Annotated in this window: 19 protein-coding genes; 13 read left to right on the forward strand and 6 right to left on the reverse strand. The window is 71.3% G+C overall.

The annotated features are described in order from the left end of the window. Window positions 1-206: 206 nt before the first annotated feature. On the reverse strand, window positions 207-1,025 hold the full coding sequence (locus ACX6XY_RS22350) for a serine hydrolase domain-containing protein (RefSeq protein ID WP_460333546.1): 819 nt from the start codon (window positions 1,023-1,025) through the stop codon (window positions 207-209). A 77-nt stretch (window positions 1,026-1,102) separates the two neighbouring features. Here ACX6XY_RS22350 and ACX6XY_RS22355 point away from each other — a divergent pair, with 77 nt between their 5' ends. The 3 genes from ACX6XY_RS22355 to ACX6XY_RS22365 are packed head-to-tail and all read left to right on the forward strand — an operon-like array spanning window position 1,103 to window position 3,415. Then, window positions 1,103-1,891, forward strand: a complete 789-nt coding sequence (locus tag ACX6XY_RS22355) for a pentapeptide repeat-containing protein (protein WP_460333549.1) — start codon at window positions 1,103-1,105, stop codon at window positions 1,889-1,891. A gap of 54 nt (window positions 1,892-1,945) precedes the next feature. Further along, a complete protein-coding gene (locus ACX6XY_RS22360) occupies window positions 1,946-2,398 on the forward strand; it encodes a MerR family transcriptional regulator (RefSeq protein WP_460333552.1) in 453 nt (150 codons plus the stop codon). A gap of 3 nt (window positions 2,399-2,401) precedes the next feature. Then, the gene (locus ACX6XY_RS22365) at window positions 2,402-3,415 is read left to right on the forward strand and encodes an aldo/keto reductase (protein ID WP_460333555.1); all 1,014 of its coding nucleotides are present in this window, start codon (window positions 2,402-2,404) and stop codon (window positions 3,413-3,415) included. A gap of 54 nt (window positions 3,416-3,469) precedes the next feature. On the opposite strand, the gene ACX6XY_RS22370 is transcribed toward ACX6XY_RS22365, so the two are convergent. Both ACX6XY_RS22370 and ACX6XY_RS22375 read right to left on the reverse strand, forming a co-directional pair. Further along, complete coding sequence (locus ACX6XY_RS22370) at window positions 3,470-4,336, reverse strand: DUF4429 domain-containing protein (protein ID WP_460333558.1); 867 nt, start codon at window positions 4,334-4,336, stop codon at window positions 3,470-3,472. A 76-nt stretch (window positions 4,337-4,412) separates the two neighbouring features. Then, entirely contained in the window at window positions 4,413-5,624 is a 1,212-nt protein-coding gene (locus tag ACX6XY_RS22375; protein WP_460333561.1) for an alpha/beta hydrolase, read from the reverse strand. Between the two features lie 254 nt (window positions 5,625-5,878). Here ACX6XY_RS22375 and ACX6XY_RS22380 point away from each other — a divergent pair, with 254 nt between their 5' ends. Further along, on the forward strand, window positions 5,879-6,271 hold the full coding sequence (locus ACX6XY_RS22380) for a peptidase inhibitor family I36 protein (protein WP_460333564.1): 393 nt from the start codon (window positions 5,879-5,881) through the stop codon (window positions 6,269-6,271). An 18-nt stretch (window positions 6,272-6,289) separates the two neighbouring features. Here ACX6XY_RS22380 and ACX6XY_RS22385 read toward each other — a convergent pair whose 3' ends face one another. Continuing rightward, window positions 6,290-7,069, reverse strand: a complete 780-nt coding sequence (locus ACX6XY_RS22385) for a potassium channel family protein (RefSeq protein WP_460333567.1) — start codon at window positions 7,067-7,069, stop codon at window positions 6,290-6,292. Window positions 7,070-7,138: 69 nt separating this feature from the next. Beyond that, the gene (gene aceE, locus ACX6XY_RS22390; protein ID WP_460333569.1) at window positions 7,139-9,871 is read right to left on the reverse strand and encodes a pyruvate dehydrogenase (acetyl-transferring), homodimeric type; all 2,733 of its coding nucleotides are present in this window, start codon (window positions 9,869-9,871) and stop codon (window positions 7,139-7,141) included. Between the two features lie 370 nt (window positions 9,872-10,241). On the opposite strand from aceE, the gene ACX6XY_RS22395 reads away from it, so the two are divergent. The 6 genes from ACX6XY_RS22395 (at window position 10,242) to ACX6XY_RS22420 (ending at window position 14,809) form a co-directional block, all read left to right on the forward strand. Then, window positions 10,242-10,682 (forward strand): DUF3052 domain-containing protein, encoded by a 441-nt coding sequence (locus ACX6XY_RS22395; RefSeq protein ID WP_460333572.1) that lies wholly within the window; start codon window positions 10,242-10,244, stop codon window positions 10,680-10,682. A 111-nt stretch (window positions 10,683-10,793) separates the two neighbouring features. Further along, window positions 10,794-11,252 carry a peroxiredoxin gene (locus ACX6XY_RS22400; protein ID WP_460333574.1) on the forward strand — a complete coding sequence of 153 codons (459 nt, stop codon included), beginning with the start codon at window positions 10,794-10,796 and terminating at the stop codon, window positions 11,250-11,252. 125 nt (window positions 11,253-11,377) lie between these two features. Continuing rightward, on the forward strand, window positions 11,378-11,953 hold the full coding sequence (locus ACX6XY_RS22405) for a TerD family protein (protein ID WP_460333577.1): 576 nt from the start codon (window positions 11,378-11,380) through the stop codon (window positions 11,951-11,953). A gap of 125 nt (window positions 11,954-12,078) precedes the next feature. Continuing rightward, window positions 12,079-12,654 carry a TerD family protein gene (locus ACX6XY_RS22410; RefSeq protein ID WP_460333580.1) on the forward strand — a complete coding sequence of 192 codons (576 nt, stop codon included), beginning with the start codon at window positions 12,079-12,081 and terminating at the stop codon, window positions 12,652-12,654. Window positions 12,655-12,767: 113 nt separating this feature from the next. Then, window positions 12,768-13,922, forward strand: coding sequence for a DUF475 domain-containing protein (locus ACX6XY_RS22415; RefSeq protein WP_460333583.1), 1,155 nt, complete (start codon window positions 12,768-12,770; stop codon window positions 13,920-13,922). A gap of 140 nt (window positions 13,923-14,062) precedes the next feature. Continuing rightward, window positions 14,063-14,809: a TerD family protein gene (locus tag ACX6XY_RS22420; RefSeq protein ID WP_460333587.1), complete on the forward strand. Its 747-nt coding sequence runs from the start codon at window positions 14,063-14,065 to the stop codon at window positions 14,807-14,809. A gap of 55 nt (window positions 14,810-14,864) precedes the next feature. Here the strand turns inward: ACX6XY_RS22420 and ACX6XY_RS22425 are convergent, their stop codons facing one another. After that, window positions 14,865-15,776 carry a TerD family protein gene (locus tag ACX6XY_RS22425; protein WP_460333590.1) on the reverse strand — a complete coding sequence of 304 codons (912 nt, stop codon included), beginning with the start codon at window positions 15,774-15,776 and terminating at the stop codon, window positions 14,865-14,867. Between the two features lie 335 nt (window positions 15,777-16,111). Here ACX6XY_RS22425 and ACX6XY_RS22430 point away from each other — a divergent pair, with 335 nt between their 5' ends. The 3 genes from ACX6XY_RS22430 (at window position 16,112) to ACX6XY_RS22440 (ending at window position 21,014) form a co-directional block, all read left to right on the forward strand. Continuing rightward, window positions 16,112-17,341, forward strand: coding sequence for an HpcH/HpaI aldolase/citrate lyase family protein (locus ACX6XY_RS22430; protein WP_460333592.1), 1,230 nt, complete (start codon window positions 16,112-16,114; stop codon window positions 17,339-17,341). A gap of 98 nt (window positions 17,342-17,439) precedes the next feature. After that, the gene (locus ACX6XY_RS22435; protein ID WP_460333704.1) at window positions 17,440-20,139 is read left to right on the forward strand and encodes a phosphoribosyltransferase; all 2,700 of its coding nucleotides are present in this window, start codon (window positions 17,440-17,442) and stop codon (window positions 20,137-20,139) included. After that, window positions 20,136-21,014, forward strand: a complete 879-nt coding sequence (locus ACX6XY_RS22440) for an HAD family hydrolase (RefSeq protein WP_460333594.1) — start codon at window positions 20,136-20,138, stop codon at window positions 21,012-21,014. The genes ACX6XY_RS22435 and ACX6XY_RS22440 overlap by 4 nt, the downstream gene beginning before the upstream one ends. Window positions 21,015-21,035: the final 21 nt, after the last annotated feature.

Consider the following 21,035-nt stretch of genomic DNA (forward strand, 5'->3'; position numbering starts at 1 on the left):
TGGGCGTACGTCCCGCCTTCCCGTCTCCCTCCCGCCCCTTACGCCCGCGTCTGCGGGGTAGGTGGGCGTACGTTCCGGCTTCCCGTTGTGGGCATACGTTCCGCAGGGCGGAACGGGTGGGCACAACCCACCCGACCCCGGTGACCGGTCCGACAGGGCCTGTAGGGCGACCCCCGGAGGGGGGACACGGGGCGCGCCCCGTGGGGTTACGCGCGGGCGAGGTCCGCTAGGACCGCGTCGGTGAAGGGGGGCCACGCCTCCGTCGCCCAGGGGCCGAACGCCCGGTCCGTGAGCGCGACACACGCCGCACCTGCGGCCGGGTCCACCCACAGGAACGTGCCCGACTGCCCGAAGTGACCGAACGTGCCGGGCGAGGACGAGGCTCCCGTCCAGTGCGGCGACTTGGCCGCCCTGATCTCGAAGCCGAGACCCCAGTCGTTGGGCTTCTGATGGCCGTAGCCGGGCAGGATCCCGGACAGGCCGGGGTACACCACGGTCATCGCCTCCAGCACCGTCCGCGCGTCCAGCAGCCGCGGCGCCTGCAACTCCGCGGCGAAGCGGACCAGGTCGTCGACCGTGGAGACGCCGTCCTTGGCGGGCGAGCCGTCGAGGGACGTCCGCGTCATGCCGAGCGGCTCGAACACCGCCTGCCGCAGGTACTCGGCGAACGGGATGTCCGTCGCCTTGGCGATATGGTCGCCCAGCACCTCGAAGCCCGCGTTCGAGTAGAGGCGGCGGGCGCCGGGCGGGGCCGTCACCCGGTGTTCGTCGAAGGCGAGACCGCTGGCGTGCGCGAGCAGGTGGCGGACCGTGGAGCCCTCCGGTCCCGCCGGTTCGTCGAGCTCGATCGCGCCCTCCTCGTACGCGACGAGCGCGGCGTACGCGGCCAGCGGCTTGGTGACCGAGGCGAGCGGGAAGCGCCGCTCGGTCGGGCCGTGGGCCCCGGTGACGGTGCCGTCCGCGCGGACGACGGCGGCGGCCGCCGTGGGCACCGGCCAGTTCTCGATCATCGCCAGGCTCTGCATGCGTATGAGCGTAGTGCTTGGGTGATCGAGGCCTCGGGAGTGGGGGAGAATGGACGCTTTGCGCGGAGGTGTGTGTGGTGTCTGAGCTTCGGGCTGACTGCGGCAAGTGCTTCGGGTTGTGTTGCGTCGCCCTGCCCTTCGCCGCTTCGGCCGACTTCGCGGTCGACAAGGCCGCAGGTGTGGCGTGCGGCAACCTTCAGGAGGACTTCCGCTGCGGCATCCACGCCCGGCTGCGGGAGAGCGGGTACTCCGGCTGTACCGTCTTCGACTGCTTCGGCGCGGGGCAGCAGGTGTCCCTGGTGACTTTCGGCGGGCGGGACTGGCGGCGGGACCCGGACACCGCGCGGCGGATGTTCGAGGTCTTTCCGGTCATGCGTCAGCTTCATGAGCTGCTGTGGTACGTCGCTGAGGCCCTGGAGCTCGGGCGGGCCCGCCCGGTGCACGGTGAGCTGCGGCGGGTGCGGGACGACCTGGAGCGGCTGCGTGCGGCCGGGGCGGATGTGGTGCTGGAGCTTGATGTGACGGGGCTGCGGGGGGAGGTCAGCGGGTTGCTGCTGCGGGCCAGTGAGCTGGTGCGGGCCGGGGAGTCCGGGAAGAACTACCGCGGGGCCGATCTGGTCGGGGCCCGGTTGCGCGGCGCCAGGCTGCGGGGCGCCAACCTGCGGGGCGCGCTGCTCGTCGCGGCGGATCTGAGCGGTGCCGATCTGCGCACGGCCGATCTCATCGGCGCGGATCTGCGGGACGCGGATGTGCGGGGCGCGGATCTGCGCGGGGCGCTGTTCGTGACCCAGGCTCAGCTCGACACCGCGAAGGGGGACGCCGGTACGCGGCTGCCCGAGGCGCTGCGGATGCCTGGGCATTGGTGAGCTCTTCTTTTTTCGCTTGCTTGGAGTGCGCTCCAAGGTTCTAGCGTTGAGGGCATGACGGTGACGGAGAGCACGTCCGTGGAAACGCGCGTCTGCGCTGCGCCGGTGCGGGGACGCCCTGAGGGGCGGGACCGGTACACGATCAGCGAGGTCGCCGCCTTCAGCGGGCTGAGCGCCCACACGCTGCGCTGGTACGAGCGGATCGGGCTGATGCCGCACATCGACCGGTCGCACACCGGCCAGCGCCGGTTCACCGACCGCGACCTGGACTGGCTGGAGTTCGTCGGCAAACTGCGGCTGACCGGCATGCCGGTCGCGGACATGGTCCGCTACGCCGAGCTGGTGCGCCAGGGCGAGCACACGCTCGCGGAGCGCCAGCAGCTGCTTGAGGAGACCCGGCGCGATGTGCGGGCCCGGATCGCGGAGCTTCAGGGCACGCTCTCCGTGCTCGATTACAAGATCGATTACTACTCGGGCGCCGCGCGGCGGGCCGCAGAGGGAGTTTGAGTGATGGGTGAGACGGTGGGTCGCGTGCGGCTTGGGGCCGAGGGCCCGCAGGTCGGGGTGCAGGGGCTTGGCTGCATGGGGATGAGTTTCGCCTACGGGCCCACCGACGCGGACGCGGCGCGGGCCACGCTGGAGCGGGCGCTGGAGTTGGGCGTCACGCTGTATGACACCGCCGACATGTACGGGTTCGGGGAGAACGAGACGTTCATCGCGCCGTTCGTACGGGCGCATCGGGAGGATGTCGTTCTCGCGACCAAGTTCGGCATCGTGCTCGATCGCGAGGATCTGGCCAAGCGCGAGTTCCGCAACGACCGGGCGTATATACGGGAGTGCGTCGAGGGCAGCCTGCGGCGGCTCGGGGTGGACTGCGTCGACCTCTACTACATGCATCGGCGGGATATGCGGGTGCCGATCGAGGAGACGGTCGGCGCGATGGCCGAGCTGGTCGCGGAGGGCAAGGTCAAGCACCTGGGTCTGAGCGAGGTCACCGGGCCCGAGCTGGCGGCGGCGCACGCCGTGCATCCGATCGCCGCCGTGCAGTCCGAGTGGTCGGTCTTCAGCCGTGACGTGGAGGCCGCGGTGGTGCCCACGGCGGCCCGGCTCGGCGTGGGCTTCGTGCCGTACTCGCCCCTGGGCCGGGGATTTCTGACCGGCGCGTTCGTCAACGCCGGGGAAGAGCTGGGCGCGGATGACTTCCGGCGTACGATGCCGCGCTTCACCGGGGAGAACGCGTCGGCCAACGCCGCGCTCCTGGCCCCGGTACGGGAGATCGCCGCCGCGCGCGGGGTGACGCTGGGGCAGGTCGCGCTGGCCTGGGCGCAGCAGCGGGCGCGGGTGCACGGGCTGGCCGTGGTGCCGATTCCGGGTACCCGGAAGCCGCGGCGTGTCGAGGAGAACACCGGCGCGACGCGGATCACCCTCAGCGCGGAGGAACTGGCGCTTCTGGAGCCGATCGCGGGGCGGGTCGCGGGCGGGCGCTACGCGGATATGGCGTCCACGTCCGCGGGGCGTGAGTAGGGGCTGTCCGACCCCCCTTGTCTGGCGGTGTGTTTTCTCCGGCGCGTCCCAGGCTCACAGTTCGGCCAGGAGTTGCGCCTTCTTTGTGGTGAACTCGCCGTCTGTGAGCAGTCCGGCCTGGTGTAGTTCGCCCAGGTGCCGGATGCGGTCCGCGATGTCCGCCGGGTCGCGGTGACCCGTGGCGCGGGACTCCACCGCGACGGCGGGGCCGCGGTCGCGTACCGCCGCCAGGACGGACGCGGCGAACGGCAGCGACTCGTGCACCGGGCCGTAGCCCAGGCCGAACAGCACCGCGGCCGGGTCCTGGTCGGCCTGGGCGGGCTGGGGCTGGGACGGGGCGCGGCGCAGCAGCCGGAGATGACCGTCGAAGGCGTCGGGCGAGCGCCACTCGACGCCGGTCAGCTCGGTGACGCCGATGCTCTGGTCGCCTGCCTTCCACTTGGCCGACGACGCGCCCGTCCAGAACCAGCGGAAGGACACCGCCTCGCCGTCGAAGGAGGCCTTGCCGTCGTACGCCTTGAACTGCGCCGGGCCCTCGGGCACCGCCACCAGATAGCGCTCGGCTGGCTCGGCGCCGGGTGTCAGCAGGGCGCGCAGCTCGTCCGCGTAGTACTCGGCGAGTACCTCCCGCTCGGCGGGCAGCACCAGCCGGTACGGGTCGCAGCTCTCCTTGAGCTGCCCCGCCGCCGCCTCCATCAGGGGATCGGCGCCCGGTCTCGGCACGGCGCGCAGGACCACCGTGCCGCGTTTGCCGGGCGTCAGTGTCACCGCCGCCAGCGCCTCGTGCGGGATGCGGCGTTCACCGAGCGCCTGGAACAGCTTCGGTGTGCGGATCCCCCGTCCGAAACGGATGAGCACGGAGTCCGAATCGAACTCCCAGGCGGCTTGAAATCCAGCCAGAACGTCACCCATGCGGGTCATCGTATGCGCCGAGCGCGGGTTCGTCCCCCCTCGCAGCGATCCTGTCGTCTCCCGCGCCGACGAGCTTCTACGCGCGTCAGGAGCGTGCGGAACCGGAAGAAATCTTCCGGCAGGCCGTGCCGCCGTCGTCACAGCGGACCGTGTCATACGCGCCGACGCCGATCCGGGCGAGGTTGCGCACGGTGGCGCTGCCCGGCAGGAAATAGCCGGTGTGCCCGCCCGACGTCCCGGCCGCGAGCACCCGCGCCCCGAAGCCGTCCGAGACCGGGTCGGCGCCGTGTCCCAGCCCGCCGAACTTGAGGTGCGGGATGTCCCCGATCCAGTCGTCGGCGTCCCGCATGGCCCAGATCCGGGCGGACGCGCCGAGCCCGGACGCGGTCTCGGCGCCCATGCCGGGGCTGCCGGCGACCGCGATGTCGGTGACCCGGCGCGGCAGGTCGCGGGCGGCGGCCCCGCACACCACCGAGCCGTAGCTGTGGCAGTACAGCGTGGTCGGCGCGGCGCCGGGCAGGGCGCGCAGCATCCGGTTCAGCCGCTTCGCGCCGCCCTCGGCGCGCGCGGACGTGGCCGCCTCGACGCCGATGCCCGCGGGCGCGGTGTAGTCGGCCCAGGCGATCACGGCGGTACGGGTGTCGCGGTCGACCGCGTGCTCCGCGTCGTACAGCGACCTGGCCATGCCGACCGGCGCCGTGAACTCGCCGTAGGTCTTCTGGAAGGTGAGCAGATCGGTGCCGACGCCGGGCACCACGACAGAAACCCGCTCGGCTCGGCCGAGGTCGCCGAGCACCTCGGCGACGCGGCCGGATCCCGTGGGGTCGAAGGCCAGGATCTGCCGGTCGTCGCGGAGCAGCGCGGTGAACCGGTGCAGGCGGCGGCGGACCGTGCGGCGTCCCTCGTCGGAAAGCCGCCGGTCGTCCGCGCGCTCGCGCTCGGCCTCGCGGGCGTCGGCCAGCGCGACGCGGTTGGCCTGGTAGCGCAGCGTGAGCGGTACGCCGTCCAGGTTGCCGACCACCAGCGGGTACCGCGCGGCGAGCCGCTGGCGCTGCTGGGCGCTGAGCGAGCCGAAGAACTCGGTGATACGGGCCGCCGGGGCCTGCGGGTCGGGCAGTGCGCGGCCGTCGACGCCGCCGCGCTCCCACTCCTGGAGCGCGGCCCGCAGGGGACTCCTGCCCGCACCGTCGCGGTGCACCGCCGTCCAGCCGGTGATGGCCAGCATGACGAAGACGACGGCGAGCGCGCCAAGCGCGCGCAGTACCGCGGATTGTGAGGAGGAGTCGAAAGAAGTCACCGCGGGACAGCGTAGGAGAACCGTTCGCCCCTTCGCGTGAAGGGTGGGGCAGATCACGTTTTCCGCCGGGGAATCGGGCTAAGTCGCCCACTCAGGGATGGGTGTCGGTGACGGTGCGTGACTTTGTCGCGCTGTGTCACCTATCAGGGTGGCGGTCGCCCGAACCCCTTCCGGCGGGCTCGTCGCGCAGGTCAGAGTACAGGCAGCGAGATCGGTCGGGTTCTCTTCATTCTGTTATGCGACGGGGGTACGTCATGCGTCACACCACGGGGGTCAGTTTCAGGGCCGCTGCTCTGGGGGTCGCCGCTCTGGCCGTGGCCGTACTCGGACCCGTGCCCGCGGCGGGGGCCGCGCCGCCGACGCCGCTCGGCCGGTGCGGGCCGGGGGAGCTGTGCCTGTGGGAGCGGCCGGACTTCGCCGGGGCCCGGCAGACCCACGAGCTGTCCGATACGGGCATCGAGAGCTGCGTCGCGCTACCGGAGGGGGGTAGCGCGCAGGCCCTCGCGAACCGTACGGGGCGGCCCGTGACGACGTACCAGTCGGCCGTCTGCGCCGAGACGGGCGAGTTCGAGACCTATCCGGGCGGCGGCACCTGGGCGCCGAAGACGCCGTACCGGGTGCGGGCCTTCAAGATCTGGGAGAGCTGAGGGACATGTCTTCGGCCGTCACGTCCGCTCGGCCGCGCCGTCCTGCTGCGGGGGCAGCGCGTCGCGCGGCGGCGCGAGCGCCGCGAGTTCCGCGCGCAGGGTGTGGACCTCGAGCGTCAGCGCCTCGATCGCCTCCGTCTGGCGCTGTGCCTGCGCGTCGTCCGTGTCGAAGCGCGAGATGAACCACGCCGCGATGTTCGCGGTGACCACACCGAGCAGGGCGATCCCGGACAGCATCAGGCCGATGGCCAGCGCCCGTCCGAGTCCGGTCGTGGGCGCCATGTCCCCGTAGCCGACGGTGGTCATCGTGGTGAAGGCCCACCAGATGGCGTCCCCGAGTGACTGGATCGTGGCGTCCGGGCGGTCCCGCTCCACCTCCAGGACGGCCAGCGCGCCGAAGACCAGCAGCCCGGCGCAGGAGCCCGCGACATACGTGGTGACCCTGACCTGGGTCGCCATCCGGGCCCGCTGCCCGACGAGCAGCAGCAGCGACACCAGGCGGAGCAGCCGCAGCGGCTGCAGCAGCGGCAGGAGCACGGCGAGCAGCGCCAGGGGGTTGGAGCGGATGAAGCGCTTCCGGTCCTCCGTGAGCGTGAGCCGGATTCCGTAGTCGGCGGCGAACAGGGCCCACACCGCCCAGTTGGCGGCGCGGCACGCGTCCAGCACCCAGTCGGATGCGTCCGGCCGCACGATCGGCAGGGCGTACGCGACGGCGAAGAGCAGGGCGAGCGCCAGGAGCGGGCCTTGGGTGCGGCGCTCCCAGCGGTCCAGTGCGGTGGCTTCGGGCTGCTCGGACATGGGGGAATGGTAGGCGAGGCGGTGGGTGGCGGTACCCGACGCGGGTACCGCCACCCACCAGGGCGTGGGTTACGCGTCGCCGCCCGCCGCGCCCGGATGGGCCGCCGTGACGTCGAGCAGCTGATAGCGGTCGATGGCCTGCTTCAGCGCGGAGCGGTCGACCCGGCCGTCCTTGGCGAGCTCGGTGAGCACCCCGAGGACGATCGACTGCGCGTCGATGTGGAAGAACCGCCGGGCCGCGCCTCGGGTGTCGGCGAACCCGAAGTCGTCCGCGCCCAGCGAGGCGTAACGGCCCGGAACCCAGCGCGAGATCTGGTCCGGGACCGCGCGCATCCAGTCCGAGACCGCCACGAACGGGCCCTCGGCGCCGGTCAGCTTCCGCGTGACATACGGAACCCGCTGCTCCTCCTCGGGGTGCAGCAGGTTGTGCTCCTCCGCCGCGACCGCCTCCCGGCGCAGCTCGTTCCAGGAGGTCGCCGACCACACGTCGGCCTTGACGTTCCACTCGTCGGCGAGGATCTTCTGCGCCTCGATCGCCCACGGCACCGCCACACCGGAGGCCATGATCTGCGCCGGGATGGTGCCGGTGTCGGCGGCCCGGACGCGGTGGATGCCCTTGAGGATGCCCTCGACGTCCACGTCGGCGGGCTCGGCCGGGTGCTGGATCGGCTCGTTGTAGACGGTGAGGTAGTAGAAGACGTCCTCGCTGTCCGGGCCGTACATCCGGCGCAGGCCGTCCTTGACGATATGCGCGATCTCGTAGCTGTAGGCCGGGTCGTAGGCGACACAGGCCGGGTTGGTCGAGGCGAGCAGCTGGGAGTGGCCGTCCGCGTGCTGCAGACCCTCGCCGGTCAGCGTCGTACGTCCGGCGGTCGCGCCCAGGACGAAGCCGCGCGCGAGCTGGTCGGCCATCTGCCAGAACTGGTCACCGGTGCGCTGGAACCCGAACATCGAGTAGAAGACGTACACCGGGATCAGCGGTTCGCCGTGGGTGGCGTACGCCGAACCCGCGGCGATCAGCGAGGCTGTGCAGCCCGCCTCGGTGATGCCGTCGTGCAGCATCTGGCCGGTCGGCGACTCCTTGTACGCCAGCAGCAGTTCGCGGTCGACGGACTCGTACTGCTGGCCGAGCGGGTTGTAGATCTTGGCGCTCGGGAAGAAGGCGTCCATGCCGAAGGTGCGGTACTCGTCCGGCGCGATCGGCACGATGCGCTTGCCGATCTCCTTGTCCCGCATCAGGTCCTTGAGGATGCGCACGAACGCCATGGTGGTGGCGATCGACTGCTGTCCCGAGCCCTTGCGCGCGACGGCGTAGGCCTTGTCGTCCGGCAGCGTGAGCGGCTTGGCGCGCACCACCCGGACCGGCACATAGCCGCCGAGGCCCTGGCGGCGGTCGTGCATGTACTGGATCTCTTCGGAGTTCCGGCCGGGGTGGTAGTACGGCGGGGCGCCGTCCTCCAGCTCCCGGTCGGCGATCGGCAGGTGCAGCCGGTCCCGGAAGTGCTTGAGGTCGTCGACCGTCAGCTTCTTCATCTGGTGGGTGGCGTTGCGGCCCTCGAAGTTCGGGCCGAGGGTCCAGCCCTTGACAGTCTGCGCCAGGATCACCGTCGGCTGGCCCTTGTGTGCCTTGGCCGCCGCGTAGGCCGCGTAGATCTTCTTGTGGTCGTGCCCGCCGCGGCCCAGGTGCAGCAGCTGGGCGTCGGTCATGCCCTCGGCCATCGCGCGCAGCCGGTGGTCGTCGCCGAAGAAGTGCTCACGGATGTACGCGCCGGACTCGGTGGCGTACGTCTGGAACTGGCCGTCCGGGGTCTTGTTCATTTTGTTGACCAGGATGCCGTCGCGGTCCTGGGCCAGCAGCGGGTCCCAGGAGCGGTCCCAGATCAGCTTGATCACGTTCCATCCGGCGCCCCGGAACTGCGACTCCAGCTCCTGGATGATCTTGCCGTTGCCGCGTACCGGGCCGTCCAGGCGCTGGAGGTTGCAGTTGACCACGAACGTCAGGTTGTCCAGGCCCTCGCGGGCGGCGATGGACAGCTGGCCGAGCGACTCGGGCTCGTCCATCTCGCCGTCGCCCAGATACGCCCAGACATGCGACTTGGAGGTGTCGGCGATGCCGCGCGCCTCCATATAGCGGTTCATCCGGGCCTGGTAGATCGCGCCCAGCGGGCCCAGGCCCATGGAGACGGTCGGGAACTCCCAGAAGTCCGGCATCGACCGCGGGTGCGGGTAGCTGGACAGGCCGTTGGGGAGCTTCGACTTCTCCTGGCGGAAGCCGTCCAGCTGCGCCTCGGAGAGCCGGTCCAGGAGGAACGCGCGGGCGTAGATGCCGGGCGAGGCATGGCCCTGGAAGAAGACCTGGTCGCCGCCGTCGCCCTCGTCCTTGCCGCGGAAGAAGTGGTTGAAGCCCACGTCGTACAGCGAGGCAGACGAGGCGAAGGTGGCGATGTGACCGCCCACGCCGATGCCGGGGCGCTGGGCGCGGGAGACCATCACGGCCGCGTTCCAGCGTGTCGCGTTCAGAACCTTGCGCTCGATCTCCTCGTTGCCGGGGAAGAACGGCTCGTCCTTGGTGGCGATCGTGTTGACGTAGTCCGAGCTGCGCATCTCGGGTACCGCGACACGCTTCTCACGGGCCCGTTCGATCAGCCGGAGCATCAGGTAGCGGGCGCGCTCGCGGCCGCGCTCGTCGACGGCCGCGTCGAGCGAGTCGAGCCACTCCTGAGTCTCTTCGGGATCAAAGTCCGGGACCTGGCTGGGAAGGCCGCCAATGATGATCGGGTTGCGATCTGATCCGGAAGCCACGCTGTTCCTTCACTGTCGGTGGTACTGGCTGCATGGGCAGGCGTCGCCTGGGGTCGGCGTCGGTCCCCATCGTCCACCCAGGCGGCCCGAACGTCATCTGTACCCAGGGGTAACCTCCGGCGCGGCGCACCCCGGCGACTCCCCCGATGTGTGATGAATCACCGATCACAGATAAATCGGACGCAGTAAGGCGTCGAACCGGATGCGAACCGGGGTTTGAGTTGCGGCGACACGGCCGGGAACGTCACCGTTTCGGCGGTCTCGCAGGCCGGGTACTTGCGCGATCCGTCCCGCCCGTGTGGACTACGGCCAGTGCCTCGCGTACGCGCGTGGCCGAGAACAACTTCCAAACATGATCAGGAGGCAACCCGTGAGCGCGACCGCGGACCACGCGGAGACGAGCCTGGCCGAAAGGCTGGGCTTCCAGCCCGGGCAGGTGGTCCAGGAGATCGGCTACGACGATGACGTCGATATGGAGCTCCGCGAGGCCATCGAGGAGGTCGTCGGCACCGATGGAGAGCTCGTCGACGAGGACTACGACGATGTGGCCGATGCCGTGGTGCTCTGGTTCCGCGAGGACGACGGGGACCTGACAGACGCGCTGGTGGACGCCATCGCGTACATGGAGGAAGGCGGCGCCATCCTGCTGCTGACCCCCAAGACCGGCCGGGACGGCTACGTCGAGGCGAGCGAGATCAACGAGGCCGCCACCACCGCGGGCCTGACCGCCAGCAAGAGCGTCAGCGCGGGCAAGGACTGGTCGGGCAGCCGCCTGGCCACGCCGAAGGCCGCCAAGTCCGGCAAGCGCTGAGACCCCGAACACCGCCGGTGAGCCCCCGTCGACCGACTGGCCGACGGGGGCTCAGGTGTTTCTCGTAGGCTGGGCGCCACCTGAACAGCCCTACGGAGGGAATACGTCACCATGGCGATCGAGGCGGGCACCAAGGCCCCGGACTTCGAGCTGAAGGACCAGCACGGTCAGACCGTACGGCTCTCGGACTTCCGCGGCGAGAAGAACGTGGTGCTGCTCTTCTACCCGTTCGCGTTCACCGGCGTGTGCACCGGAGAGCTGTGCGCGCTGCGCGACGAGCTGCCGAAGTTCGTCAACGACGACGTCCAGCTGCTCGCGGTCTCCAACGACTCGCCGTTCAGTCTGCGCGTCTTCGCCGAGCAGGAGGGGCTCGAGTACCCGCTGCTGTCCGACTTCTGGCCGCACGGCGAGGCCTCGCGCGCGTACGGCGTCTTCGACGAGGACAAGGGCTGCGCGGTGCGCGGCACCTTCATCATCGACAAGGAGGGCGTGGTGCGCTGGACCGTCGTCAACGGCCTGCCCGACGCCCGTGACCTGAACGACTACGCGACGGCGCTCGGGTCGCTCTGATCCGGTCCTGATCCGGCCCTGATCCTGTCTCGCGCGGGAACCGGTCACTAGGATCGGATCGTTGATCCGTATGGACACGCACTACTTGGGGGCTCGGCCCTCGACATCAAATCTAGGGAGGACCCGTGGGAGTCAGCCTCAGCAAGGGTGGCAACGTCTCACTGAGCAAGGAGGCCCCCGGCCTGACCGCGGTCATCGTGGGTCTCGGCTGGGACGCCCGCACCACCACCGGCGGTGACTTCGACCTCGACGCCAGCGCACTGCTGACGAACGACGCGGGCAAGGTCGCCAACGACCAGAACTTCGTGTTCTTCAACAACCTGAAGAGCCCCGACGGCTCCGTCGAGCACACCGGCGACAACCTCACCGGTGAGGGCGAGGGCGACGACGAGGTCATCAAGGTGAACCTCGCCAACGTACCGGCGGACGTGGCCAAGATCGTCTTCCCGGTCTCGATCTACGAGGCCGAGTCCCGCCAGCAGTCCTTCGGTCAGGTGCGCAACGCCTACATCCGCGTCGTGAACGAAGCGGGCGGCGCCGAGCTGGCGCGCTACGACCTCTCCGAGGACGCCTCCACCGAGACCGCCATGGTCTTCGGCGAGCTGTACCGCAACGGCGCGGAGTGGAAGTTCCGCGCCATCGGCCAGGGCTACGCCTCCGGCCTGCGCGGCATCGCGCAGGACTTCGGCGTCAACGTCTGAGCCCCGCGCTTCTCTGATCGTCCGGCGCCGCACCTCTGCTGAGTGCGGCGCCGGACGCGCTCGACACCGCAGCGCCACACCGCAGCGCCACACCGCAGTGCACCACCCAGGGGAGGAAACCGCATATGGGCGTCACGCTCGCCAAGGGAGGCAATGTCTCCCTCTCCAAGGCCGCACCCGACCTCAAGCAAGTGATGATCGGGCTCGGCTGGGACGCACGCTCGACCACCGGAGCCGATTTCGACCTGGACGCCAGCGCCCTGCTGTGCAACAGCGGCCGGGTGCTCGGCGACGACTGGTTCATCTTCTACAACCAGCTCAAGAGTCCGGACGGCTCCGTGGAGCACACCGGCGACAACCTCACCGGTGAGGGCGACGGCGATGACGAGTCGATCCTGATCGACCTGCCCAAGGTCCCTGCCAATGTCGACAAGATCGTCTTTCCGGTCTCGATCCACGACGCCGACGCCCGCGGCCAGACGTTCGGCCAGGTGGCCAACGCGTTCATCCGCGTGGTGAACCAGGCCGACGGCCAGGAGCTGGCGCGCTATGACCTCTCCGAGGACGCCTCCACCGAGACCGCGATGATCTTCGGCGAGGTGTACCGCTACGGCGGAGAGTGGAAGTTCCGCGCCGTCGGGCAGGGGTACGCGTCGGGGCTGCGAGGCATCGCTCTAGACTTCGGGGTCAACGTCTCGTAAAGCCTGGGTCGTGAAGCCGTAAGGCCACATGGCCGTCAGGCTGCAAAGCCGGGGCTTCGGGCCGAGTGCGGTTGCGGGGGAAGGCCCGCACACAACCATCGATGGGGTAACCAGTGCTTCTGAAAACCTTCGGCTGGTCGTTCGCGGTCACCGCGCTCGGCCTAGTCGCCGCGGTGCTCATCGGGGGGTGGACCGCCTTCGGCATCGTGGCGATCCTGTGCATCCTCGAGATCTCGCTGTCGTTCGACAACGCGGTGGTCAACGCCGGAATCCTGAAGAAGATGAACGCCTTCTGGCAGAAGATCTTCCTCACCATCGGCATCCTGATCGCCGTCTTCGGCATGCGTCTGGTCTTCCCCGTGGTGATCGTCGCGATCAGCGCCCAGCTCGGGCCGATCGAAGCGGTCGACCTGGCGATCAACGAGCCCGAGCTTTACCAGCAGTACGTCACCGACGCGCACCCGGCGATCGCCGCCTTCGGCGGCATGTTCCTCCTGATGATCTTCCTTGACTTCATCTTCGAGGACCGGGACATCCAGTGGCTGGGCTGGCTTGAGCGGCCGCTGGCCAAGTTCGGCAAGATCGACATGCTGGCGCCCTGCGTCGCGCTGATCGTCCTGCTGATCACCTCGATGACCTTCGCCGTCAACGCCCACCAGCACGGCGGTGCGCACATCGACAAGTCCGGCACGGTCCTGCTCTCCGGCATCGCGGGACTCATCACGTACATGGTGGTGGGCGGGCTCTCCGGCTTCTTCGAGGACAAGCTCGAAGAAGAGGAGGAGCGCGAGCACGAGGCGGAGGAAGAGGCCAAGCGCAAGGGCAAGCCGGTCTCGGCGGTCGCCCTCGCCGGCAAGGCCGCGTTCTTCATGTTCCTCTACCTGGAGGTCCTGGACGCGTCCTTCTCCTTCGACGGAGTCATCGGCGCCTTCGCCATCACCAACGACATCGTGCTGATGGCGATCGGCCTCGGCGTCGGCGCCATGTACGTCAGGTCGCTGACCGTCTACCTGGTCCGCCAGGGCACCCTGGACGACTACGTCTACCTGGAGCACGGCGCGCACTACGCGATCGGCGCGCTCGCCGTCATCCTGATGATCACCATCCAGTACGAGATCCACGAGCTGATCACCGGTCTGGTCGGTGTCTCCCTGATCGCCTGGTCCTTCTGGTCGTCGGTGCGCCGCAACCGCGCACTGGCCGCGGCCGAAGGGGAGGGCGAGGGGCCGAGCCCGGACGAGAAGGCGGAAGTCTCCTCCGGGGTGTGATCCCGGCCTGATTGCGGAACGCTCTGACGGGGCGGCCATGAGGCGGAAGCCTTGCGGTCGCCCCGTCGCCGTCGTCAGAGCTGTCGTTGAGGTGCCCTCGGAGTCTGAGGTGTCCGAGGCCGTGCGAGTTGGGGGTCGGGATGTCCTTCTGGGATGGGCTGTTACGCGGGCGGTCCACGCAGTTCGAGTCCGGCAGCGCCGCGGCCAACTGCATCGAACTCACCAAGCGCAGCCCGGCGGTGTCCCTCACCAAACAGGGCGCCGCCAGCGGCAACCTGCGCGTCAACCTCTCCTGGCGGATGCGTACGTCCGACATCGAGGGCAGACCGAAGACGGGCGGCAAGCTGCTGCGGAACCCGCTCAAGATGTTCCAGCCCGAGGTGGTGCAGGCGCACACCCAGGGCGTCGTCAACGTCGACCTGGACCTCGGCTGCCTGTACGAGCTGACGGACGGCGCGAAGGGCGTCGTACAGCCGCTGGGCAGTTTCCTCGGCGGGATCAACGCGCCGCCGTATGTGAAGCTCAGCGGCGACGACCGGTTCGGGTCGCCGTCGGGCGAGACGATCTACGTCAACCTGGACCACCGCGAGTCCATCAAGCGGCTGCTGTTCTTCGTCTACATCTACGACCAGACCCCGGCCTTCGACCGTACGCACGCGAAGGTGACGCTCTACCCGAGCAACGGCCCGCGCATCGAGATCGACCTCGACGAGCGCGCGCCGCAGGCCCGCTCCTGCGCGGTGTTCTCGCTGGAGAACGTCAAGGGCGAGCTGGTCGTACACCGCGAGGTGAAGTTCGTGTACGGCTTCCAGGCGGAGCTGGACCGGCTGTACGGCTGGGGGCTGCAGTGGGGGCGCGGCTACAAGGAGAGGTCAGGGGGCCGGTAGGGAAGGCCGCCGGTCCGGGGCCGGGCGGCGCGCCGGGGCCGTGCGGGCGGCGCGGTCAGCGGCCGATGAACTGCGGCCCCTGGGGCGGGAGCCGGAACCCCGGATCGGGCGCCGCCGGAGGCGGTCCGGCGGGCGTCACCGGCTGGGGGTACCCGTAGGCGGGCTGCGCGGGGACCGGCTGGGTCGGGTGGGTGGGCGAGTGCCGCGGCGGGGCGTGCTGCGCGGGCGGCCGCGGCGGCGCGGAGTCCGGCCGTGCGGCCTGATCGGAGCCGTCGGTGTCGGGTGTGTCCGTGCTCGCGGGGGTCCCGGCGGAGCTGCCGGCGTCGGCCGGGGCCGCGCCGCCGCCCGTGTCGGCGGGGCGGGGGAGGCTGCCGGGGGCATCGGCCGCGTCGCCGCCGTCGGGGTCGTCGGAGTCGTCGGAGTCGTCCACGGAGATGCCGAAGTCCGTGGCGAGCCCGACCAGACCGTCGGCATAGCCCTGGCCCAGCGCCCGGAACTTCCACGCGTCCCCGCGCCGGTACAGCTCACCGCAGATCAGCGCGGTCTCGGCGCCGGTCTCCGGCTTCACATCGAAGTACGCGTACGGCTCGCCCTCGGCCGCCGCCGCGTCGTACAGGGACACGCGCAGCTCACGTACGTGCTGAAAGGACACGTCCTCGGCGGAGGCGACGATCAGGGCCCGCTGCACGGCCGGGTCGAGGCCCGCCAGATCCACCTGGACGGTGTCCGTGAGGCCGTCGGCCCGCCGTTTCTTGCCGAGCCGCCAGACCTTGCCCGACGGATGACGCGGCTGGTTGTAGAAGACGAAGTCCTCGTCGGAGCGCACCCTGCCGTCGGCGGCCAACAGCAGCGCCGACGCGTCGACGTCGACGTCAGGGGCCTCGGGCCCCGGAGTCCAGCGCAGCACGGCGCGGACGGCCGCGGCCTCCAGCGGGACGTTCGACCCCTTCAGCATGGCGTGCGTCATGGCGTCATCCTGCCTTCCCCGCACCGGCCGGGACAACGCGGGGCCCGTCCCGGCACCGGCGTGCGCGGGCCCGCGCACGACCCGCGCACGACCCGCGCAGGCCCGCGACGCGCCCCGGTCACCAGAACTTCACGCCTGCGGGGAACCTCAGGCATCTGTCCGTACGTACTATTACTCGGGCTCGCCGCTCGATGTCCGTGCGATGTCCGTACGGTCACGGCGTCTGACCTGCTGGTCCGGCTGGGGGTCGTCCGGGGGTCGCCCCCTGGGGAACGCGGTACGGGCCGCATCCCGTCGGGATCGAGCCAGTCGTCCTGTCCATCACGGGGAGTCTCATGCGTCACTTCGGGCACATCGCGCCTGAGATCCGGAATCGCCTGTTCCATATGGAGCCGTGCGCGTTCACCGCCGACAGCCCGCCGAGCCTGCTCGCCATGGCCCTGGGCGCCACCCTGTACAGCCCGGCGACGCGTCCCCGGCTGGCCGACGACGTCGTACGCCAGGCCGGGGCCGGTGTCGCCTCCATGGTGCTCTGCCTGGAGGACTCCATCGAGGACTCCGAGGTGCCGCGCGCCGAGGAGAATCTGGTCAGCCAGCTGACCGCGCTGGCCGAGCGCGGCGAGTGCGACGGGCGGGGCGCGAGCCGTGACGGGAGCGGCGGGCACGGCGGCGGGGCCGCGCTTCCGCTGCTGTTCATCCGGGTGCGCGAGCCCGCGCAGATATCCGGCCTGGTCGCCAGGCTCGGCCCCGCCGTCACCCTGCTGTCCGGATTCGTGCTGCCGAAGTTCACCGAGGAGCGGGGCGTGCCGTTCCTGGAGGCGCTGACCGCCGCCGAGGCCGCCAGCGGGCGCAGGCTGTTCGCCATGCCCGTACTGGAGTCACCCGAGCTGCTCCACCTGGAGACCCGCGTCGAGGCCCTGACCGGGATCGCCCGCACCGTCGACAAGTACCGCGAGCGGGTCCTGGCGCTGCGCCTCGGCGTGACCGACTTCTGCTCCGCGTACGGGCTGCGCAGGCCGCCGCACATGACCGCGTACGACGTCGGCATCGTCGCCTCGGCGATCGGGGACGTGGTCAACCTCCTGGGCCGGGCCGACGGCACCGGCTTCACGGTGACCGGGCCGGTCTGGGAGTACTTCCGCACCCAGGAGCGGATCTTCAAGCCCCAGCTGAGGGCCACCCCCTTCTCCGGCCGGGCCGAGGAGCTGCGGGCCGCGCTCATCGAGCACGACATGGACGGGCTGCTCCGCGAGATCGAGCTCGACCGGGCCAACGGCCTCCAGGGCAAGACCTGCATCCACCCCTCGCATGTGCTGCCCGTGCACGCGCTGTCGGTGGTCAGCCACGAGGAGTTCAGCGACGCCCAGGACATCCTGCGGCCGGGCCGGGACGGCGGCGGGGTGCTGCGTTCCGCCTACACCAACAAGATGAACGAGGTGAAGCCGCACCGCGCCTGGGCGGAACGGACGCTGCGGCGGGCCGAGGTGTTCGGCGTCGCCCACGCCGACGTCGGCTTCGTGGAACTCCTCACGGCCGGGCTCGCCGCCGCCGAGCAGCCCCGCTGACGACGCCGGTGAGCGCCTGAACCCCCTGAGCGTGTGAACGTCTGAACCCCCTGAGCGTCAACGCTCAACGAACGAACCCGAACGAGAGGGAATTCAACATCGTGGTGTGGTCGGGGACCTGGGTCGCCAAGCGGCTGGACGTCGAGCTGGTCGGCGACGCGCGACTGCGCGAGCTGCTGGGGCTGGCGCTGCGCCGCAACCCCAAGCGCGCGCATCTGCTCGTCTCGAACGTGCTCGGCAAGCACGTGCCGCAGCGGCCTTCGACCGTACGGGCGGCCGGGTACGACCTCGGCGTACGGGTGCGCGAGCTGCTGGGCGACGAGCAGGCGGGCCGCGCCGTCGTACTCGGCTACGCGGAGACCGCGACCGGGCTCGGCCACTGCGTCGCCGACGGGGTGGGCCGCGCCCCGTATCTGCACTCCACCCGCCGCCCGGTCGACGGCGTCGCGCGGGCGGGCGGCTTCGAGGAGTCCCACTCGCACGCCACCTCGCACCTGCTGCTGCCCGAGTCGCCCGAGCTGCTCGCGGGCGACGGCCCGCTGGTGCTCGTGGACGACGAGTTCTCCACCGGCAACACGGTGCTCAACACCATCCGTGCGCTGCACCAGCGCTACCCGCGCGGCCGGTACGTCATCGTGGCCCTGGTCGACATGCGCTCACCCCAGGACCAGCACCGGCTCACGGACTTCGCCCGCGAGATCGGCGCCCGCGTCGACCTGGTGGCCACGGCCACAGGTACGGTCCGCCTCCCCTCGGACGTCCTGGAACGCGGCCAGGCCCTGGTCGCCGCCCAGGAGTCACGCCCCGCGCCCGCGCCCGCGTCCACGGACGCGGCTGACGCAGGGGCGGCTCTGGGGCCCGTGCGGGGCACGGAGTCCGATGCGTCGGCACCTGCCGCGGTCGCGGAGGGCGCGCGGGGCACGGGGCCTGGTGCGTCAACGCCCGCTGAGAGCGCGGCGGCCGACGGGGCCGCCGTGATGGTGGGCCCAGGGCCCGGAGCGCGCGGCGGGTCCGGCGTGACGCGGGTCGGTCTCGACTGGCCCGACGGCGTGCCCGACGGGGGGCGGCACGGCTTCACGCCGGCCCACCGGGCGCGCCTGGACCAGGCCGTACCGGCGATGGCGGCCCGGATCGCCGACGCCGTGCCCGCCGACGCCCGGCGCGTCCTCGTCCTCGGCTTCGAGGAGCTGATGTACGCGCCGCTCCGCCTGGCCGTCGGCCTTGAGGACCGCCTCGACGCCGAGGTGCGGTACTCGACCACCACCCGCTCGCCCGTGCTGGCCGTCGACGACCCCGGCTACGCGATCCGCAGCCGTATCGCCTTCCCCGCACACGACGACCCCGCCGACGGCCCCGGCGTCCGGTACGCCTACAACGTCGCGGGCGGCGGCTTCGACACGGTCGTCGCCGTCGTCGACTCCACCGCCGACACCCCCGAACTGCACGCCCCCGACGGCCTGTTGGCGCGGCTCGCCGAACACGCCGAGCGCGTCCTGCTCGCCGTCGTCCCCTCGTACGTACCGCCCCGCACGCCCTCGCACGCCACACCCCCGCACACCCCTCCGCACGACCCCGAACGGCAGGAACCCGCCATGCTGCCCGAGCCCCTCCGCGGCCCCGCCTTCTCCTCGTACGCACCCGACGACGTCGGCTGGCTGCTCCAGGACCTCTCCGACGCGGAGCTCGAGGCGCCGACCGAGGAGCGCGAGGAGGCGATCCAGCGCGGCGGCGCGCACTACGCGGAGTCGCTGCCCGTCGAGTACCAGCCCACCGAGCAGTACCAGCGGCTGTTCCACGCCGCCCTTGACGCCTCGGCCGCCCGGCTCGCCCAGGCCGTCGGCGTGGTCACCGAGACCGTCCTGGCCGAGCGTTCCCCGCGCCCGGTCCTGGTCTCGCTGGCCCGCGCGGGCACCCCCGTAGGCGTCCTGATGCGCCGCTGGGCCGCGCACCGGCACGGCCTCGACCTCCCGCACTACACCGTGTCCATCGTCCGCGGCCGCGGCATCGACGCCAACGCGCTGCGCTGGCTCGCCGCCCACCACGACCCGGCCGACGTCGTCTTCGTGGACGGCTGGACCGGCAAGGGCGCCATCACCCGCGAACTCGCCCAGGCCGTGGAGGAGTTCGAGGCCGCCGGGGGCGCCAAGGGCTTCGACCCGCAGATCGCCGTGCTCGCCGACCCCGGTTCCTGCGTGCGCGTCTACGGCACCCGCGAGGACTTCCTGATCCCCTCCGCCTGCCTCAACTCCACCGTGTCCGGGCTGATATCACGCACCGTGCTGCGCACCGACCTGGTGGGCCCCGACGACTTCCACGGCGCCAAGTTCTACCGCGACCTGGCGGACGCGGACCTCTCGGGCCACTTCCTGGACACCGTCGCGGCCCGCTTCGACGAGGTCGCCGAAGCCGTGGACGCCCAGACGGCCGAGCTGCTCGCCGCGGACCGGGCGCCCACCTGGGAGGGCTGGGCCGCCGTCGAGCGGATCAGCCAGGAATACGGCATCCACGACGTCAACCTCGTCAAGCCGGGCGTCGGCGAGACCACGCGTGTCCTGCTGCGCCGCGTCCCCTGGAAGATCCTCGCCCGGCGCGGCGCGGGGGCCGACCTCGACCACGTACGGCTGCTGGCGCGGCAGCGCGGCGTACCCGTCGAGGAGGCGGACGGCCTCCCGTACACCTGCGTCGGGCTGATCCACCCCCAGTACACCCGCGGCGCGACCGGCGCCGACGGCAAGGCGGTCGCGGGCGAGGCGGCTGGCGGCGCGTCCGTCGGCGGCGAGGCGGTGACCGCGCAGTGAGCACCGCACCTGAGACCCCCACACCCGCCACCCCCGCACCCGCCACCCCCGCACCCGCCACCCCCGCGCGCGTCCTCGTCGCCAGCGACCTCGACCGCACTCTGATCTACTCCGCCGCCGCGCTCCAGCTCCCGATGCCCGACGCCGACGCACCCCGCCTGCTCTGCGTCGAGGTCTACGAGGGCAAGCCGCTCTCCTACCTCACCGAGACCGCGGCCGGACTCCTCGCCGAGCTGGCCCGCCGCACGGTCTTCGTGCCCACCACCACCCGCACCCGCGAGCAGTACGGCCGCATCCACCTGCCGGGCCCCGCCCCGCGCTACGCCATCTGCGCCAACGGCGGCCACCTCCTCGTCGACGGCGTCTCGGACCCCGACTGGCAGCGCCGGGTCGCCGCCCGGCTGGCCGCCGACTGCGCCCCGCTCGCCGAGATCCGCGCCCATCTGCTGCGTACCGCCGACGACTCCTGGCTGCTCAAGGAGCGGGTCGCCGAAGACCTCTTCGCCTACCTCGTCGTCGACCGCGCGCTGCTCCCCGACGGCTGGGTCAAGGAGCTCGCGGAATGGGCCGAAGGCCACGGCTGGACGGTCTCGCTCCAGGGCCGCAAGATCTACGCCGTACCCCGGCCGCTGACCAAGAGCGCGGCCATGCGCGAGGTCGCCCGCCGCACCGGCGCGGAACGCACCCTCGCCGCGGGCGACTCGCTCCTGGACGCCGACCTGCTCCAGGCCGCCGACCGGTCCTGGCGCCCCGGCCACGGCGAACTGGCCGACACCGGCTGGACGGCCCCGCGGCTCACCGCGCTCGACGAGCGGGGCGCGGCGGCGGGGGAGGAGATCCTGCGCGGGCTGCTGTCCGCGGCGGGCTCCGAGTAGCGTGCGTCCGGAGTAGCGTGC

Source organism: Streptomyces sp. O3 (assembly GCF_054788135.1).

Excerpts from the sequence above, each read along its gene's own strand:
- ACX6XY_RS22385 (WP_460333567.1), bottom strand. The coding sequence starts at position 7,069 with ATGTCCGAGCAGCCCGAAGCCACCGCACTGGACCGCTGGGAGCGCCGC.
- ACX6XY_RS22350 (WP_460333546.1), bottom strand. The coding sequence starts at position 1,025 with ATGCAGAGCCTGGCGATGATCGAGAACTGGCCGGTGCCCACGGCGGCC.
- ACX6XY_RS22430 (WP_460333592.1), top strand. The coding sequence starts at position 16,112 with ATGCGTCACTTCGGGCACATCGCGCCTGAGATCCGGAATCGCCTGTTC.
- ACX6XY_RS22420 (WP_460333587.1), top strand. The coding sequence starts at position 14,063 with ATGTCCTTCTGGGATGGGCTGTTACGCGGGCGGTCCACGCAGTTCGAG.
- ACX6XY_RS22380 (WP_460333564.1), top strand. The coding sequence starts at position 5,879 with ATGCGTCACACCACGGGGGTCAGTTTCAGGGCCGCTGCTCTGGGGGTC.
- ACX6XY_RS22370 (WP_460333558.1), bottom strand. The coding sequence starts at position 4,336 with ATGACCCGCATGGGTGACGTTCTGGCTGGATTTCAAGCCGCCTGGGAG.
- ACX6XY_RS22365 (WP_460333555.1), top strand. The coding sequence starts at position 2,402 with ATGGGTGAGACGGTGGGTCGCGTGCGGCTTGGGGCCGAGGGCCCGCAG.
- ACX6XY_RS22425 (WP_460333590.1), bottom strand. The coding sequence starts at position 15,776 with ATGACGCACGCCATGCTGAAGGGGTCGAACGTCCCGCTGGAGGCCGCG.
- ACX6XY_RS22400 (WP_460333574.1), top strand. The coding sequence starts at position 10,794 with ATGGCGATCGAGGCGGGCACCAAGGCCCCGGACTTCGAGCTGAAGGAC.
- ACX6XY_RS22360 (WP_460333552.1), top strand. The coding sequence starts at position 1,946 with ATGACGGTGACGGAGAGCACGTCCGTGGAAACGCGCGTCTGCGCTGCG.
- ACX6XY_RS22410 (WP_460333580.1), top strand. The coding sequence starts at position 12,079 with ATGGGCGTCACGCTCGCCAAGGGAGGCAATGTCTCCCTCTCCAAGGCC.